Source organism: Pseudomonas sp. FG43 (genome assembly GCF_057809175.1).
In genome coordinates this window covers 1-17,235 of sequence record NZ_JBMDJL010000011.1, presented here as the reverse complement: position 1 = coordinate 17,235, position 17,235 = coordinate 1, and the positions used below count along the sequence as shown (strand labels likewise).

The 17,235-nt window shown below is 56.9% G+C and carries 15 protein-coding genes; 12 read left to right on the top strand and 3 right to left on the bottom strand.

Annotated features, from left to right (window positions below):
- Positions 1–156: 156 nt before the first annotated feature.
- Positions 157–1,362 (bottom strand): MFS transporter, encoded by a 1,206-nt coding sequence (locus ACODS3_RS14585; protein ID WP_201017003.1) that lies wholly within the window; start codon positions 1,360–1,362, stop codon positions 157–159.
- Between the two features lie 154 nt (positions 1,363–1,516).
- Between ACODS3_RS14585 and ACODS3_RS14580 the strand changes: the two genes are divergently transcribed.
- Positions 1,517–2,647: a lactonase family protein gene (locus ACODS3_RS14580; protein WP_489034919.1), complete on the top strand. Its 1,131-nt coding sequence runs from the start codon at positions 1,517–1,519 to the stop codon at positions 2,645–2,647.
- A 97-nt stretch (positions 2,648–2,744) separates the two neighbouring features.
- On the opposite strand, the gene ACODS3_RS14575 is transcribed toward ACODS3_RS14580, so the two are convergent.
- Positions 2,745–4,334 carry an ABC-F family ATPase gene (locus tag ACODS3_RS14575; RefSeq protein WP_025260106.1) on the bottom strand — a complete coding sequence of 530 codons (1,590 nt, stop codon included), beginning with the start codon at positions 4,332–4,334 and terminating at the stop codon, positions 2,745–2,747.
- Between the two features lie 343 nt (positions 4,335–4,677).
- On the opposite strand from ACODS3_RS14575, the gene ACODS3_RS14570 reads away from it, so the two are divergent.
- The 6 genes from ACODS3_RS14570 (at position 4,678) to ACODS3_RS14545 (ending at position 10,451) form a co-directional block, all read left to right on the top strand.
- Positions 4,678–4,875 carry a hypothetical protein gene (locus ACODS3_RS14570; protein WP_025260108.1) on the top strand — a complete coding sequence of 66 codons (198 nt, stop codon included), beginning with the start codon at positions 4,678–4,680 and terminating at the stop codon, positions 4,873–4,875.
- A 118-nt stretch (positions 4,876–4,993) separates the two neighbouring features.
- Positions 4,994–5,617, top strand: coding sequence for a glutathione S-transferase family protein (locus ACODS3_RS14565; RefSeq protein ID WP_489034917.1), 624 nt, complete (start codon positions 4,994–4,996; stop codon positions 5,615–5,617).
- A 42-nt stretch (positions 5,618–5,659) separates the two neighbouring features.
- A complete protein-coding gene (locus tag ACODS3_RS14560; protein WP_201000481.1) occupies positions 5,660–6,091 on the top strand; it encodes a DUF3830 family protein in 432 nt (143 codons plus the stop codon).
- A gap of 48 nt (positions 6,092–6,139) precedes the next feature.
- Positions 6,140–6,490 carry a 2-oxoacid ferredoxin oxidoreductase gene (locus ACODS3_RS14555; protein ID WP_236250120.1) on the top strand — a complete coding sequence of 117 codons (351 nt, stop codon included), beginning with the start codon at positions 6,140–6,142 and terminating at the stop codon, positions 6,488–6,490.
- A 151-nt stretch (positions 6,491–6,641) separates the two neighbouring features.
- Complete coding sequence (locus ACODS3_RS14550; RefSeq protein WP_304574613.1) at positions 6,642–7,847, top strand: amino acid deaminase; 1,206 nt, start codon at positions 6,642–6,644, stop codon at positions 7,845–7,847.
- Between the two features lie 123 nt (positions 7,848–7,970).
- Positions 7,971–10,451, top strand: a complete 2,481-nt coding sequence (locus ACODS3_RS14545; protein ID WP_489034915.1) for a UvrD-helicase domain-containing protein — start codon at positions 7,971–7,973, stop codon at positions 10,449–10,451.
- Between the two features lie 36 nt (positions 10,452–10,487).
- Here the strand turns inward: ACODS3_RS14545 and ACODS3_RS14540 are convergent, their stop codons facing one another.
- Positions 10,488–10,745, bottom strand: a complete 258-nt coding sequence (locus ACODS3_RS14540; RefSeq protein WP_201017008.1) for a DUF1652 domain-containing protein — start codon at positions 10,743–10,745, stop codon at positions 10,488–10,490.
- Positions 10,746–11,080: 335 nt separating this feature from the next.
- On the opposite strand from ACODS3_RS14540, the gene ACODS3_RS14535 reads away from it, so the two are divergent.
- From ACODS3_RS14535 to ACODS3_RS14515, 5 genes are all read left to right on the top strand, one after another.
- Positions 11,081–12,160 carry a polyamine ABC transporter substrate-binding protein gene (locus ACODS3_RS14535; RefSeq protein WP_304574611.1) on the top strand — a complete coding sequence of 360 codons (1,080 nt, stop codon included), beginning with the start codon at positions 11,081–11,083 and terminating at the stop codon, positions 12,158–12,160.
- A 235-nt stretch (positions 12,161–12,395) separates the two neighbouring features.
- Complete coding sequence (locus ACODS3_RS14530; protein WP_489034913.1) at positions 12,396–14,021, top strand: methyl-accepting chemotaxis protein; 1,626 nt, start codon at positions 12,396–12,398, stop codon at positions 14,019–14,021.
- A gap of 445 nt (positions 14,022–14,466) precedes the next feature.
- Positions 14,467–15,147, top strand: a complete 681-nt coding sequence (locus ACODS3_RS14525; RefSeq protein ID WP_304574609.1) for a hypothetical protein — start codon at positions 14,467–14,469, stop codon at positions 15,145–15,147.
- A gap of 100 nt (positions 15,148–15,247) precedes the next feature.
- Positions 15,248–16,099 carry an urea carboxylase-associated family protein gene (locus ACODS3_RS14520; protein ID WP_489034912.1) on the top strand — a complete coding sequence of 284 codons (852 nt, stop codon included), beginning with the start codon at positions 15,248–15,250 and terminating at the stop codon, positions 16,097–16,099.
- Between the two features lie 184 nt (positions 16,100–16,283).
- Positions 16,284–17,183, top strand: a complete 900-nt coding sequence (locus tag ACODS3_RS14515; protein ID WP_489034911.1) for a polysaccharide deacetylase family protein — start codon at positions 16,284–16,286, stop codon at positions 17,181–17,183.
- The last annotated feature ends 52 nt before the right edge of the window (positions 17,184–17,235 follow it).

The window sequence follows — 17,235 nt, the reverse complement described above, 5'->3', positions numbered from 1 at the left end:
ATGGTTCCAATGCTGGCCTGGCTACCACGCAAGTGACATCCATGAAGGGGTTTTATAAGCCTGATCAATGGCTAGCAGAAACAAGTCAAGATCCGATTGCGAGATGCGTCAATTAGTTGACCGACCGGCGGCATCAGGTTCCGTGCGAAAACAGGTTCAGGTGCCTGCTTGAGGGCGGCGTGATAACCAGAGTGTCAGGGCCAGGGCGGTTATCGACAGCAAAGAGGCATAAAAGAAAATCCAGCCATAGCCCTGACCCAGTGCAATGGCTCCCATCACGGGGCCTGCAATCGCCAGCGCCAGATCAAAGAACACGGCATAGGCGCTCAAACCTGCACCGCGACTGGTGGTAGGGACTTGCTTGATCGCCTCGACACCCAGAGCCGGATACACCAGCGACAGCCCCAGACCGGTAAGGCCCGCGCCCGCCAGGGCAAAACCGGTGTTGGGAGACAGCCACAGCATTACCAGCCCGATGGTTTCCACTGCCATGCACAGCATCGCCGCATTGAAGCCGCCCAAGCGATTGATGGCGCCGATAAAGAGCAGGCGGGCAAGGATGAAACATACCCCGAACATGCTCAGGCACCAGGCTGCTCCTTCCCAGCCACGGCTGATATAGAACAAGGTAATGAAGGTGGTCAGCGTCCCGTAGCCGATGGATGATAGCGTCAACCCAAGGCCATACGGAGCGATACGCCCGAACACCGACCAATAGGGCAGGCGCTCACCGGCAATCACCGGTACCGATGGCTTCTTGCGAATCATCAGCAAGGCCAGGGCCGCCATGGCGACAAGGGCAATGCCCAGGCTGTTGAACCCGGTGTGGTCGATCATCACGACCCCAAGTGGTGCGCCGATGGCAATCGCGCCGTAGGACGCGATGCCATTCCAGGAAATCGAGCGTGCCGTATGCTCCGCGCCGACCTTGCCGATACACCAACTGATGGTCCCGACCCCGATCATGCCCTGGGATACGCCGAGGAACAGCCGTGCAACGATCAAAATCCACAGGCTGGCCAGAGGAATGCTTTCAAGCAGCGTGGCGGCCAGCGTCATCACACCGCTGATGACTATCCCGCAAAGGCCAAGGACGATGGCGCGTTTACTACCCATATTGTCCGTCAGCCGGCCGGCAAAGGGACGGCTGAGCAGGGTGGCCAGGTATTGCGAGCCGATGGTCAGACCTGCGACCACCGCACTGAATCCGAGTTGGTCGTGTACATAGCCGGGCAGCACGGCAATCGGCAGGCCGATGCACAGGAAGGCGATGAAGGTATAGAAGACGATTGAGACAATTTGCAGCGTGATCGCCATGGAACTTGGCTGCGCTGAAGGTTTCTGGCTTGAGGCGGCAGGCATTGGACTCGTTCGCTGGCAGGCGGTTGGAATGGAATCATCATGGCGCGGTAAGGGCTTAAATGAAAGCACGCTAACAATCTGATCGGGTGTATTGCTGTTCTTCTCACGTAGTCATAGGATGACTGACCACAAACACAATAACAAAAGGTGCTTCATGAAAAAAAACCTCCTGCTGGCGGCTGCGGTTTCCTGCTCGTTCGGTCTGTCTGCTCATGCAGCGACTTTCGCTTATATCTCCAGCCCTGCTGACGGGCTCATTTCCCAATACCGACTGGACGCGGCAAGCGGGGCGCTTAGCCTGATAGAGCAGACCAAGGCAGGCGATCAGGTCAACCCTATGGCTCTCTCGCCGGATGGCAAGACGCTGTTTGCCGCATTGCGCGCCAAGCCTTATCAGGTGGTCGGTTTCGGCATTGAGCACGGCACCGGGCATCTGAAACAGATTTCCCAAGGACCACTGGCCGAGAGCCTGGCTTACCTGTCCACTGACCGCAGCGGTCGATTTCTGCTTGGCGCGTCCTATGGCGGCGACCTGCTCAGTGTTCAGCCCATCGATGAGCAACAGCGCCCAGGCGACAGCATCAAGACCTACAAGACCGGCCTGCATGCCCATTCGGTGCGTACAGACCCGAGCAACCGATTTGTGTATGCCGGCAACCTGGGCGTAGATCACGTCCTGCAATATCGTCTGGAGAAGGACGGCACGCTTGCACCGATTGGCACGGGTTACGTCTCCGTTGCAGACAACACCGGGCCACGCCATCTGGCCTTCTCGCCGGACGGCAAGTACCTGTATGTGGTGGGAGAGATGAGCGGCACCGTGGACGGTTTTTCAATCAATGATCAAACCGGCGCGTTGACCGCGATCACCCGGGCAGCCGGAATCCCGGAACGCCTGAAACTTGCCCATGGCGAAGTTCGTGATGCCCGCAATAACGACCTGAAGGACGATCCGACTCCGCGCATCTGGGCAGCAGATATCCGTATTGCGCCGGATGGCAAGTTGCTGTTTATCAGCGAGCGTACTTCCAGCAGCGTGTCGGTCTTCAAGGTCGAGCCTTCGAGCGGCAAGATCAGCTTCCTCGAGAACTACGCGGTCCAGGAAAAACAGCCACGCAATATCGCGGTATCGCCTGATGGCCGCTGGTTGCTGGTGACGGGAGAGAAGAGCGAGGTGGTGGGCAGTTATTCGATTGGCGCAGAGGGCGCATTGAAGCGTGTGGGCGAAGCGCCGTCGGGTAAAGGTGCGCTTTGGATCGAGGTGTTGAATCAGCCGGGGGCCTGATTGATAAGGCTTTCGCGAATGAGCGGAGCGCCGCCCGATTCGCTCCTACGGGGAATTTTCAACACCGCAGGAGCGAATTTATTCGTGACAGGCGAGCTTAGATCACCACACCCTGGCTACGCAGGTAATCATCGTAGGTGCCGCTGAAGTCGATCACGCCGCTTGGGCTGAGTTCGATGATGCGGGTGGCCAGCGAGGATACGAACTCACGGTCGTGGCTGACGAAAATCAGCGTGCCCGGATAGTTTTCCAGCGCCAGGTTCAAGGCTTCGATGGATTCCATGTCCAGGTGGTTGGTCGGTTCGTCCATCACCAGCACGTTCGGTTTTTGCAGGATCAGCTTGCCGAACAGCATACGGCCTTGCTCACCACCGGAAATGACCTTGACCGACTTGAGGATCTCGTCGTTGGAGAACAGCATGCGGCCCAGAGTGCCACGCACCAGTTGCTCGCCGCCTTGGGTCCACTGGCCCATCCAGTCGAACAGCGTACTGTCGTCCTCGAAGTCGTGGGCATGGTCCTGGGCGTAGTAGCCGATTTCAGCCGATTCGGTCCACTTGATCGAGCCGGCATCCGGCGTCAGGTCGTTGACCAGAGTGCGCAGCAAGGTGGTCTTGCCGATGCCGTTCGGGCCGATGATCGCAACGCGCTCGCCAGCTTCTACGGTGAAGCTGAAGTCCTTGAACAGGATATTGCCATCGAACCCTTTGGCCATGTGCTCCACGACAACGGCCTGACGGTGCAGCTTCTTGGTCTGTTCAAAGCGGATGAACGGGCTGACACGGCTGGAAGGCTTGACCTCGGCGAGCTGGATCTTGTCGATCTGCTTGGCGCGGGAAGTAGCCTGCTTGGCTTTCGAGGCGTTGGCCGAGAAGCGGCTGACGAACGATTGCAGCTCGGAAATCTGTGCTTTCTTCTTGGCGTTGTCGGCCAGCAACTGCTCGCGGGACTGGGTCGCCACGGTCATGTATTCGTCATAGTTGCCAGGGAACAGGCGCAACTCGCCGTAGTCCAGGTCAGCCATGTGGGTGCACACGCTGTTCAGGAAGTGACGGTCGTGGGAGATGATGATCATCAGGCTGTTACGCTGGGTCAGAACGTTTTCCAGCCAGCGGATGGTGTTGATGTCCAGGTGGTTGGTCGGCTCGTCGAGCAGCAGCACTTCCGGATCGGAAAACAGCGCCTGAGCCAGCAGGACGCGCAGTTTCCAGCCCGGTGAAACTTCGCTCATCGGGCCGTTGTGCTGCTCGATGCCGATACCCAGGCCCAGCAACAGCTCGCCAGCGCGGGACTCGGCGGTGTAGCCGTCCATTTCCGCGAATTCGGTTTCCAGCTCGGCAACGGCCATGCCGTCGTCTTCGGTCATTTCCGGCAGCGAGTAGATACGGTCACGCTCGGCCTTGACCTTCCATAACTCTTCGTGACCCATGATCACGGTGTCGAGAACGGTGAATTCCTCGTAGGCGAACTGATCCTGGCGCAATTTACCCAGGCGCACGTTCGGCTCCAGCATCACCTGGCCACCGGAAGGTTCGAGATCGCCACCCAGAATCTTCATGAACGTGGACTTGCCGCAGCCGTTGGCGCCGATCAGGCCGTAACGGTTACCGGCACCAAACTTGACCGAGACATTCTCGAACAAGGGTTTGGGGCCGAACTGCATGGTTATATTCGCGGTGGAGATCAATTGCCTTACCTATCAATAACTTGGGAAATGCCGATGTGAGCCGTACCCCGAAGGGCGGCTCGCTCCAGTCGGAGCTTGAGTGGTTCCAGCGAGGCATACGTCGATAGCAACCAGCCTGTCAGAGACGGGTTGCCGGAATATGAATGCGGGGTTCATGCCAGACTTTGGCGCGCATTGTCGCATAGGTGGGGCGGTAGTCATATGGGGGATCTTTGAAGGTGGCCGATCCAGTCGTCGGCCACCTCGAAAGCATGAACCTGCGTTATTTGCCAATGACGCTTTACAGCCTAGGCTTTCTGCCTGATGGACCGGATACCGGGTCCTTGCATTCAGGAGTAGTCCAATGTCGAGCAAACCACCGCTCTTTAACGACGAAATTCAGGCATGGGATCTGTATGCCTCTGCCGCGCTCAGTGCCACGATTGTGAAAGCCGAATCTGCCGAGCAGGCGGTCGAGGCTGCGGCCGATCTGGCGGACAGCCTTCTCAAGGAGCGGGCAAAGCGTATCAAGGCTGCGAAGGAGCATCTTTTTCAGCATTGAGGTCTTTCTCAAGCCCGGCCATTGTGCCGGGCTTTGACATTTTTCCTGATGCTCCTGTGTTCTGGAAAAAACAGAACTGGTACGGTCATGCTCCTTCTCTGTGATCCAAGAACTCGAAATGCTGCGAATACTCGGCAAGGCATCGTCAATCAACGTCAGAAAAGTACTCTGGGCATGCGCCGAAACAGGCCGGCCTTTTGAGCAGGAAGACTGGGGAAGCGGTTTTCGGGCGACGGATACGCCCGAATTCATGGCCTTGAATCCCAATGCCATGGTGCCCGTGATTCTGGAAGACGACTTTGTCTTGTGGGAATCCAATACCATCATTCGCTATCTGGCTTCTGCTCACCCGGATGAAGGTTTCTACCCGTCCCAGCCCAGAGCCAGGGCTCGCATAGATCAGTGGATAGACTGGCAGGCAACGGACCTCAACAAGTCCTGGACCTATGCGTTCATGTCGCTGGTCAGGCGTTCGGCCGGGTTTCAGGATCGAGATGCGTTGAAGGCATCCAGCAGCAGTTGGTCCCGGCATATGCAGATACTGGATCGACAGCTTGAGCTGACCGGCGCTTATGTGAGCGGCACGTCGTTTACCCTTGCGGATATCCCGATTGGCCTCTCGGTCAATCGATGGTTTGAAACCCCGCTGGACCATCCGGATTTTCCCGCAGTCGCTGCGTACTATGAGCGTCTGAGCTATCGCCCCGGTTATTTGCTGTATGGCAGAAACGGAACTCCGTGACCGGATATTCACCGAACCCCTTCGTAAACAGGAGTCGCAGTTGTGACCACCATAAAAATAACCGCCGGCGGATATGAGTTCCTGGCTGAGGCCAATCCCGATGCACCGCAAACCGTCGCGGCCTTCTTGAAGTTGCTGCCTTACCGGCAGAAGTTCATTCATGTGCGCTGGAGCGGAGAGGGGTGCTGGGTGCCGCTGGATGATTACCAGCTCATGCTCGACGACAAGCCGATCGGTTTCGAGAATGCGACCAGCCATCCTTCGGTGGGCGACATTCTGTTTTATCCGGGTGGTTACAGTGAAACCGAAATCATCCTGGCCTACGGCTCCTGCTGTTTTGCGAGCAAGATGGGGCAGTTGGCGGGCAATCACTTTCTGACCATCACTGAGGGCAAGGAAAACCTGCGCAAACTGGGCGTCAAGACCTTGTGGGAAGGGGCGCAGGATGTGGTTTTCGAGTTGGTCGAGAGTTGATCGGCAGTATGGGGTGCTAGAATCGGCTTTTTTCGACGAAGGCATGTCATGAAATTTCCGGTTTCTATCATCGCGGCCACTCTGTTGCTGGCCGGATGCGCGGCTCCCTCAGACTCCGCTCGTTCGGTCGGGCCTGCCAAGGTCCTGTCCAGCAGCAAGCAGGATGCTGCCGTCGCTCAATGCATCCAGGTTTCCTGGCAGAACGAAGCGATGTTCGGCACGTCCTCTGATGTGTTCATGCACAAGCTTTCCGGTGGCGGCTTTACGGTCTTCACCACTGAAGCCAGATACTTCGCCGACGTGCGCAGCAAAGGCCCGAGCACCGAGATCGAGTTCTATGCCCCGCAAGGCGACAGCCACTCCGCGTTGAGGGCAGCGGCAATTGCTACCTGTTTGTAAGATGGAAGCAGGCTGAAAGCTACAAGCTACAAGCTACAAGCTACAAGCTACAAGCTTGAGGCTTGAGGCTTACGGCTTGAAGCTTTCAGTTGTGAGCGGCTTGAAACTTGCTTGAAGCTTGCAGCTTGTAACTTTCAGCCCTGGAGCCCCTATGCCTATCCATGTCGCCGATAAAGGCTCTGCCGAGCCGGGCCATAGCTTGTTGTGTGATGTAAGCCTGCCAGCACTGGTGATCCACAATCAGGCGCTGGAGCACAACATTCGCTGGATGCAGGCCTTTGCCATTAACAGCGGTGCGGAGTTGGCGCCTCATGGCAAGACCAGCATGGTGCCGGCCTTGTTTCGTCGTCAGTTGGAGGAGGGGGCCTGGGGCATGACTCTGGCCACGGCGGTGCAGACCCGCACCGCTTTTGCCCATGGCGTGCGTCGGGTGCTGATGGCCAATCAGTTGGTGGGTACGCCCAATATGGCAATCATTGCCGAGATGCTGGCCGACCCTCTGTTCGATTTTCATTGCATGGTCGATCACCCGGACAACGTGGCTGCCCTGGGCGAATTCTTCGCTGCGCGCGGGCTGCGGCTGAATGTCATGATCGAGTATGGCGTGCCTGGTGGACGCTGCGGTTGTCGCACCGAGCAGGAAGTACTGGCGCTGGCAGAGGCAATCAACGCTCAGCCGGGCCTGGCTCTGACTGGTATCGAAGGTTACGAAGGTGTGATTCATGGCGATCAGGCCATCGAACACATCAAGGCTTTTGCCGCATCACTGGTGCGTCTGGCTGTCGAGTTGCAAGACAAACAAGCCTTTGCCCTGGAGCGCCCCATTGTTACCGCCTCGGGTTCGGCCTGGTACGACCTGATTGCCGAAGCCTTCGATGCCCAGGCTGTTCGTCAGCGTTTTCTCAGTGTGCTGCGCCCCGGCAGCTATGTGGTGCATGACCATGGCATCTATAAAAGCGCGCAATGCTGTGTGCTCGACCGCCGTGCGGATCTGGGCGAAGGGCTGCGTCCGGCCATGGAGGTCTGGGCGCATGTGCAGTCATTGCCGGAGCCGGGTTTTGCTGTGGTGGCTCTGGGCAAGCGCGATATTGCCTATGATGCTGGCTTGCCAAACCCTCTCGTGCGCTACAGGGCTGGTGACCGGTCAGCCAAAGGCGATGACGTCAGCGCCTGCAAGGTCACGGCCTTGATGGATCAGCATGTCTTCATGACGGTTGCGCCGGGTTGTGAGCTGAGGGTCGGCGACATCATTTCCTTTGGTTCCTCTCACCCGTGCCTGACCTTCGATAAGTGGCGTTCCGGTTGCCTGGTCGATGAGGAACTGAAGGTGATCGAAAGCTTCAGTACTTATTTTTAATGGCACATTTACCATCAAACATGCAGTTGATCGCCTAAGGGACTGAAAGAAAAGCATTTCGCTGGAGCTTGCGGGCGAATCCGGCGACCATAGGCGTCCGACGATTCTCTATCCGGAGCCTGCGTGCCTGACGACCTGCCTTCTGCTCTTCCTCCCGACCTGGATGTCGAACTCAATCCGCCCGAGCGTCTGCCGTTGTTCAAGCGCTTGCTGTCACGCCTGATCGGTCGTGGTCTGACAGGGCTTGGTGCGCAGCACAGACCTTCATGGTTTCAGGGGCATGCTGACGGGTATCTGAGCGGGCACATCGAAGGTGTGAATGAAGGCTACGCCGAAGGTCGTCTGGATGGGCTGGAGCAAGGGCGCAATGTCTTGCTGATCCGTGACACCCGGCCCAGCGAGCATCGTGGGCCGAAAGTCGATGATCATCTGTTCGATGACTGGCGTCTGGGTCTGACCCCGGAACTGAAAAAGCGCATCAAGGCTGATGTGGCGCAAAAGCTGCCGCCCCATGCACAGCCCAGCACTGCTCAATGGAAAATGATTTTCAGCGACACGCCATCCACTTACGTGATTGCGGGCGCAGGGGCGGGCAAGTCCACGTCGCTGGTGCTGCGAATACTGTTGCTCCATCACTACCTGGGCTTCGAGCTGGAAGCGATGACCGTAGTGACCTTTACCCGCGAGTCGCGCAAGGACTTCATCGGCAAGCTGATCGAGATAATGGCTTTGTGGGGGCATACCCTGAGCCACAAGCAGGCCCGGGATCTGGTTCGCACCTTCCATTCGCGAATACTGCCGCTGGTTCGCAGCCTGCCGGGTTTCGAGCAACTGCGTGCTTTCGAGAATCTGGGTAATACCTCCGCTTCAGGCGACGAGGCCGACAGTAACCCGTTCGATCTGCGTATCAACGACGCCCAGCGTCAGCAATTGAACCTCTGCTATCGCGACCTCTATGCCAGCAGCGAACGCTTTCGCGAGGTGATTGCGCCGCTGTACCGCCATGCGCTGCAGCTCAAGGAACTGGATCGCGATCACCCGGATGTGCAAAAGCGCATCACCGTGACCGAGCTGTCGGCCAAGCGCGATGAGGAACTGTGCGACATCATCGAGGACCTGTGGATTCGGGCAAAGGCATGGCCTATAAAAGGCATTGAGCCTATGCGCCAGACCATTGAAATAAATGGTTTTGCCTTTCACGTTCATGGCTATATCGCCGAACTGGATGCCTGGGTCGTGCTGGGGCTCGACTCCAGCGAAGACCAGCAGATGAAGCGCCCGGGCGCCAAGCTTCCGGTCTGGGCCGAATGGGTGATCAAGCGCACGCTGTTTCAAGCTTTCTGCCGCAAGCCGCTGATCTGGTTCGAGAACTACGAAGCGGCTGGCAAGGTGCTGAAATCGCTGGCCGGATCCGCCGTGGCCGGGCCGGGTTTCGATTACAGGATCAAGGGCGAGTTGAGCGCAGCGCCGCTGCTGGATTGTTTTGTCACAGCGGCCAGCTTCATCGAGAACCTGGGGCTTGATGTACCCGGTGCCGTGGCTGAAATGAGTTTTGCCAGCAATGATCCTGACCGGTTTTTCTTTGAAGGCCTCAGCCTGTTCTGGAAGGCTTTCGAGAACCATCTGCTGGATCAGACGCCGCCGATCATGACCTACAACCGGATGTTTGCCTTGTTTGGCGAAACCTCACCGGAAAACCTCAGGCAGGTCAGCGATGAAGTGCTCAGGCCTCTGTCGCACCTGATGATCGACGAATTTCAGGACGTTTCGCCGCAGATTGTCTCCTGGATACGCGCCAGCCTGCGAGAGATCCGACGCCGTGGCCCGGCCATTCATGGCGGCCGTGTCGCCAGGCATTCATCGTTGTTGTGTGTGGGAGACGACTGGCAGTCCATCTATGGCTGGCGAGGCAGCTCGCCGCAATATTTCATGGAGTTTCCCAAGGAATTTTCCTCGCCTGCGACTACCAGGGTCATGCTCAGCGATAACTTTCGCAGCCACCAGTACATCATCGATGCCGCCGAACATATCGTGCGGGCTGCGCCTGCCATTGCGGGCAAGAAGGAAAAGGCCAGTGGTGCCGTTCAGGAACTGCTGCCGGTGACGGTGCTGAACCGCGATGATAATGAGCTGGCCGAGCGTGTGGCCGAGCACTACAACGCAGGTGATTCGATCCTGTTGCTGTATCGCAAGAACAGTGAAAAGGCCATGATTTCCGAGTCGTTGAAATCCCTGATTCAGGCCGACTCTGCAATGGGCCCGCAGTCTCGGCGGATCAGGACGCTGACCTATCACAGCTCCAAAGGGCTACAGGCCGATGCGGTATTTCTGCTGGGGGATTGTCAGCACTCGACACTGTCGCCCTACAAGAATCAGGTCTATCGTCTGGCCGGTCTGGGTAACGCAAGCGATACGCAGTCGTTCGACAATGCCCAGCAGGATGAAGTCCTGCGTCTGGCGTATGTGGCGATCACCCGCGCCATACGTTATTGCTACTGGTATATCGATGAAGGAACCGCAGGCAATGACAATGTCCAGGTGCCCAAGGCTTCTGACAGGGTTGCCCGGGACAAGCCTTTTTTTGAGGATCTGCGCAAGCATTGATGAGTGAGTGGGCGGGAGTCCAAAGCTCCCGCCGGTTCACATGAAGCCGACTGACTGATGGGCTCCGAACAGCTCCAGTTCGGCTTCGATGGCTTCGATGATCCGCTCTACGTCGGTGGCGTTCATGACGGTAGCGCAGGGCAGGCCGGCAATGGCGACCACCGTTTCACCGCTGGCCCGGTCGAACAGGCGGGCGATCATGCTGCTGGGTGCATCCATGGTGGCTTCAAAGCCAACCGGATGAAAGTGCCAGCGCATCAGTTGGCATGCATTGGGGAACGTGACTTTGTTCATGGAAGCGGCCCACCTGATTCAATCGAGCAATTCCTGCAGCCCCAATGGGTAGGAAGACCAGTCGAGATGCGACCGATAAAAGCCTGAGAGATCAAACAGTGCACAATCCTGAGTGATCGTACTGCTTTTCTGCGGGATGATCTGAACGGTCTGGCGAGACCTAAAAATAGCACCTGCCTGCACACATCTGGAAAATATTTTCAGGTGTTCCCCGAATTTTTTCAATTATTTGATGTACGTCAAAATCGTTTGATCCTTAAATCAGTCTGCTCCATCTATTGAGATACGCGCGCCGGTTAGGGCAAGCTGGTTCCATTGACCCCGGGAGTTGACAGATGCTGAGTAAATCCATTGCTGCACTGATGTTGCTGGCCTCCACCAGCCATGCAGCGCAGAGGGTCAATATTTACAACTGGACCGACTACATCGCCCCCGACACCGTCAGGAATTTTCAGGAGGCGACCGGCATAACGGCCGATTATCAGACCTACGAAACCAATGAAGTCCTGAACGCCAGGCTCATGGCCCGCCATTCGGGCTATGACGTCGTGGTGCCGTCCGTACACTTCATGGCACGGCAGATCGACAGCGGCGCCTTGAAAGTGCTGGACAAGCGCCAGCTACCTAACTGGAAGAATCTGAACCCGGTATTGCTCAAGGCGCTGGAGGTCAACGATCCCGGCAACCAGCATGGTTTTCCCTATCTATGGGGCAGTACTGGCATCGGCTATGACGTCGCCAAGGTCAAGGCCCTGCTCGGAGACAATGCGCCGCTGGATTCCTGGGACCTGATCTTCAAGCCCGAAAACATGAAGAAGCTTGCGCAGTGCGGCGTCGCCATTCTGGATAATGCTCCCGAAGTGCTGCCCATCACCTTGAACTACCTTGGCCTGCCTGCCCACAGCGAGCAGCCTGAAGACTATGCAAAGGCTGCGACTGTATTGAGCGCCATCCGGCCTTACGTCCGCTATTTTGACCCCGTCAAATACATTGCAGACCTTGGCAGCGGCAAGATCTGCGTGGCGCTGGGCTTTTCCGGCGATATTGCCCAGGCTCAGGATCTGGCGGAAAAAGCCGGTAACGGCATACAGATCGGTTACACCGTACCCAGGGAAGGGGCACCAATGTGGTTCGATATGGTCGCAATGCCTGTCGATGCCCCCAATGAAAAGGCCGGGTATGCCTTCATGAATTACCTGCTGCGCCCGGAGGTGATGGCCCACATTACCAACGAGGTCAAGTACGCGAACGGCAATGAAAAGGCGGATGCCCTGATCAATCCGGCGCTTTGGGGCGATACCAATGTCTATCCAAATGCCGACATGGTCAGCCGGATGTTCGTGCTTGAACCTGTTCAGGTGAAAATCGAAGAACTGCGTGCGCGTATATGGGCGGACACCAAGGCAGGAAAGTGAATATCAAAGACTGTATTGATCATTGAATACGGCAATAAAAACGAACGGAAAGTCGTCACTTTGACGCCAGAAAATATTTTCTGTTTTTGACTCTATTTATTCTCAAGGTTGACCGATAACCGCTTTATGGAGCACAGGCTTAATGCCGTTGCTCTTCCCATTGGCGAGAGTTTTGACTCTCTCGTTTCGTTATGCATGGAGCGCATCGGGTTGTACTTCCCAAGAGAATCAGTTCATGTCACTACGAAGCATCAATATTGCGCCTCGTGCTTTTCTGGGCTTTGCCTTTATTGCCATTCTGGTAATAGGGCTGGGCATTTTTGCACTCAATCGCATGTCCATCATTCGTCAGGCCACCACGGATCTGGAAACCAACATGCTTCCCAGCATCGGCTATCTGGGCGAAGTGGACGAGAACCTGCTGCTGTTACGCATCATGGCGTTCCGGTACGTGATCAACCGCGAGCCTGATCAGATACAGGAAACTGAAACCCGTGCCCAGTTGTTGACCCAGAAGCTTAAAAAAGCGGAGTCCAACTACGCAGCCTTGCCTGCGGAGGGTGAGGAGAAAGATATATATAGAAAGTTTCAGGCTGCGCTGGCCGATTATCTGGACGTGCAACAAACGGCAATGATGCTGTCGCGCAGTAATAAACTCGAAGAGTTGAGAGCGTTGATCAATGGCCAGATGAAAGTCAGTACGGATCTGATCTCCTCGCAACTTGATCAATTGATAACTATCAATAAGAAATCGGCCCAGGAGGCATCCAACCGCTCAAGCCTCCATTTCGATAATGCCAATACAGCAATCATTCTGGTTTCGATTCTGGCTGCTGCCTTGACGGTTCTACTGGCCTGGTTATTGACCCGCAGTATTGTCATGCCATTGAGTCGGGCGGTACGCGCAGCGCAGGAAATCTCCGACGGCAACCTGACCCGGCATATCGAAGTGGACGGCAATGATGAGCCTGCACGCTTGCTGGAAGCTCTGGTGCTGATGCAGCAGAACCTGCGCAAGACCATCGAACAGATTTCAGGCTCGGCGACGCAACTGGCTTCAGCCGCTGAAGAGTTGAGCGCCGTGACTGAAGAGTCCTCTCGCGGCCTGCAACAGCAGAACGACGAGCTTGAGCAGGCGGCCACTGCCGTCAACCAGATGACCGCAGCAGTCGAAGAGGTGGCTCGCAATGCGGTATCCACCTCCCAGGCCTCGCAGCAGTCCAACGAAACGGCACGTCTGGGGCGTGACAAGGTTGTGGAAACGGTCAAGGCCATAGAGGTCATGACCCGTGACGTCCAGAGCACCTCCAGTCTGATTGAAGGGCTGGCCACTCAAGGTCGTGAGATCGGTAAGGTGCTGGATGTGATCCGTGCCATTGCCGAGCAGACCAACCTGTTGGCACTCAATGCTGCAATCGAGGCCGCACGGGCAGGCGAGGCGGGCAGAGGCTTCGCGGTCGTGGCCGATGAAGTCCGGGCGCTGGCGCATCGTACCGCCCAGTCTACCCGGGAAATCGAGCAGATGGTGGCGGGTATCCAGAGCGGCACGGGGCAGGCTGTCGAGTCCATGACGCTCAATACCGGCCGCACTCGATCCACGCTGGACCTGGCTCAGGCCGCAGGCGATGCGCTGGAGATGATCACGGATGCCATCTCGCAGATCAACGAGCGTAATCTGGTGATCGCCAGTGCGTCCGAAGAACAGGCTCAGGTTTCCCGCGAGGTTGACCGCAATCTGGTCAACATTCGCGACCTTGCCAATCAGTCGGCCGCGGGCGCTAACCAGACCAGTGCCGCCAGCCATGAACTGTCGCGACTGGCTGTAGGCTTGAATACGATGGTGGGTCGGTTTGTGATCTGAAAGTGAGTGGGAGGCGGCAAGCTGCAAGCCGTCTCCCTCAGTCTTCTGAATGGCCAGACATTGAGTTTTATGCACCGCAACGCGAATTTTGAAACAAAATTCCGCCTTCAAATACTTTGCCAATATCTGTTGATTTAGCGCAAAAATCCCTCGTTTTTAACCTTCTGGTGAGCTTTTAAATCTTTCCAGAGGGTTTTTCCTGGCTATCCGTCCTCTCGCGTCTTGTCTGTTTTTGCCTGCCCGATGCAACAAGAAGGCACTTTTGGACTCCTATCATCCGAATTCTTCATATCGAAACATATAGGTATTAGTCTTTAAACGTGATCAAGGGTACGTATTCGACTGATCCACAAAGGATTTCACGGGGGCTGCGAACCCGCTCATGGCTGGCACATTCGCATCAGCGACAAGCTGACTTTACTTAACACGTGCCGGACTCCAGACAATGAATATCTCCAGAACCCACTTGATCAGCCGCGTCTATCGCCGTTACGCCTGGCTTTTTTTTCCTGCTCTTTTGATTGCTTGCGTAGCTTTCTGGTTTGCCATCGGTAGCAGAGTGCAAGCCGAGCCGAAAAACGGTACGCAAACCCTCGTATTCCTGCGCCATGCAGAGAAGCCTTCCATGGGCCTTGGGCAATTGAATTGCCAGGGTTTGAACCGGGCCATCGACTTGTCCGAGCTATTGCCAAGGACCTATGGCAAGGCCGATTTCATCTTTGCCGCCAACCCGAGTCGTCATGTGGAAGAGGGGGAAGGTGATCTGTCCTACAGCTACCTGCGGCCCTTGATGACAGTCGGTCCTAGCGCGATCAAGCTGGGCCTGCCGGTCAATATCGACTTTGGTGCCAATGACACCGGTGCCCTGGCCGATGAGCTGATGCATGACAAGTATCACAACGCAGTCATCTACACGGCCTGGTCCCACGGTTATCTGCCGGAACTGATCAACAAGGTCGCCCAGGAAGCATCGGGCCAGAAAATGAAGCTGCTGGACGACTGGACGGGCGACGACTTCGATTCGGTGCTGGTGATTACCCTGAAATGGGTCAATGGCAAAGCCACGCTGGACTACGAGAACCACAGGCAAGGCCTCGATAATGGCACCATCGCCTGTCCGACCTGATCGAAACCGCCCATTCATGCCTGTGCGCGTCATGCTGGCTTGACGGTATGGCCGGGAAGTCTGTTATCTGTGGCCATTGCCCATGGCCGAGGAACAGCGCATGTACAAAGACTACCCAGCCGCTTATCAGGTCAGCAAAGGTGCTGCGCTGCAAGTGGACAAGCCGTTTTACGAACGCATACGTGCCAGCGTCGATCAGCGTACGCTGATCGAGAAGTTCGAGGTGCCGATTCGTACCGGGCGGGCCTGGAAGGTCAAGGCGGGGCAGGTGTTTCGTGTCACCACGCCGGTGGGGCCGCAGGTCGGCGACTTCAATGTCTGGAGTGCCGATGATCCTCGCGAGCGCATGTGGGCTTCCCGTACTCGCCAGTTGCAGGGGGCTCATGTCACGACTCACGACAGACTCTGGTCGAACCTGCCATTCCTGCGTCCGATGGTGACCATCACCGACGACAGCCTGGCCAGCTACGGCATCGACGAACATGGCGGGCGTCTGCATGACCTGCTCGGCACCCGCTGCGATCCCTACGTCAACAAGATGCTGACCGGCGAAGATTTTCATCATCACTGCCACTCGAACCTGACCCGCGCCGTATTGCCCCATGGCCTGACCGAGTTCGATGTTCATGACGTGCTCAATATCTTCCAGTGTACCGGGCTCAATCATGACGACATGTATTTCATGAAGGCTTGCCCGGCCCGTCAGGGGGATTATCTGGAGTTCTTCGCGGAAATCGACTTGCTGTGTGCCTTGTCCACTTGCCCCGGCGGTGACCTGTCATTGCCGATGTGGGGGCCGGACGCTCAGGACCCGTTGTCCGTCTGCCGCCCTTTGGGCGTGGAAATCTACAGCCTGGAAGACTCGCTGCTCGAAGGCTGGACGCCACCTCAACGGGCAAGCTACGACGGCTTGCATGGGCTGAAGATTCCCCGCGCTGAGTGGGAAAAGTAGACGCCGGGCAGAGAGTTCATCGTTTACCCATGGCTTTACCGGTCAAGCCCCGATAATGTGTGAGCCCCTCAGCGTAGTGCAGGGGCGCGAAGGGCGAATGTCCCGCGCATGAGCCGATCACGGAGGAATGGCCGGGCACCCGAAAAGGTGCATCACCGTTGGCTAGCCGGACTCGAACATACTCATGGGCTCTGTTTTCCGTACCTTGTCGGTGCTTGTTGTCGTACTCGGTCTCTCGGGCTGTATCGCCAACCCCATTCCCCTGACCCCGCAGACTGTCGAGCGGCTGCATCAGCAACCGCCCGTCCGGTTTCTGCTGACCTTTGACGATGGCCCAAGTGCATCGAGCTTCTACAATCCGACGCTCACGGTGCTCGACAGCCTGGCCCGTAATCCGCTGCAACCGGATATCAAGGCCGTGTTCTTCGTTCAGACAGGTTCCAGCGGCGCAGGCGGCAGTGAACAAGGGCGGGCAATCATGCAGCGCCAGGATGAGGAAGGGCATGTACTGGGTTTTCATACCAGCACCCCGCATCACACCAATCACCGCTCGCTGAATCCCGAAGAGCTTGAGCAATCACTGACAGAGGGCAGTGCGATCATCGCCGGTATCACGGGTACGCCGACGGTTCTGTTGCGTCCGCCATTCTGGAACTACGACAAGCGCACCTTCGCGGCCTATCAGCAGCATGGCCTGCATGTGCTGCTGACCGACCTGAGTGCCAACGACGGCAAGATATGGGGTTACAACTTCAGCCTGCGCCGCCGCTCCAACATGATCCGTCAGCTATCGGAAGTGCGTGAACGTATCGCGGCCGCCGAGCTTCCGACCGTCGATGGCGTCATACCGGTTGTCGTCACCTTTCATGACCTGAACCGCTACACCGCCCGGCATGCCCGGGAATACCTGCAGATCCTGGTCGATAGCGCCCGTGAAACCGGCGTGACCCTGGCTGAAAAGCCCTTCTACGACGACAGCGCGCAGTTGAAGCGCGCTGCGCTGGCTCGTACGGTCAAGAGCAGCGATGAGGCTGTGCGTTTGCCGGGCATATGGAACTGGCTGTGGGATCAAAACTCGCATTAGGCTTTGTACGAAAAGTGGCTGCGCTCGGTGATGCTGCGTTAAAAACAGGCTC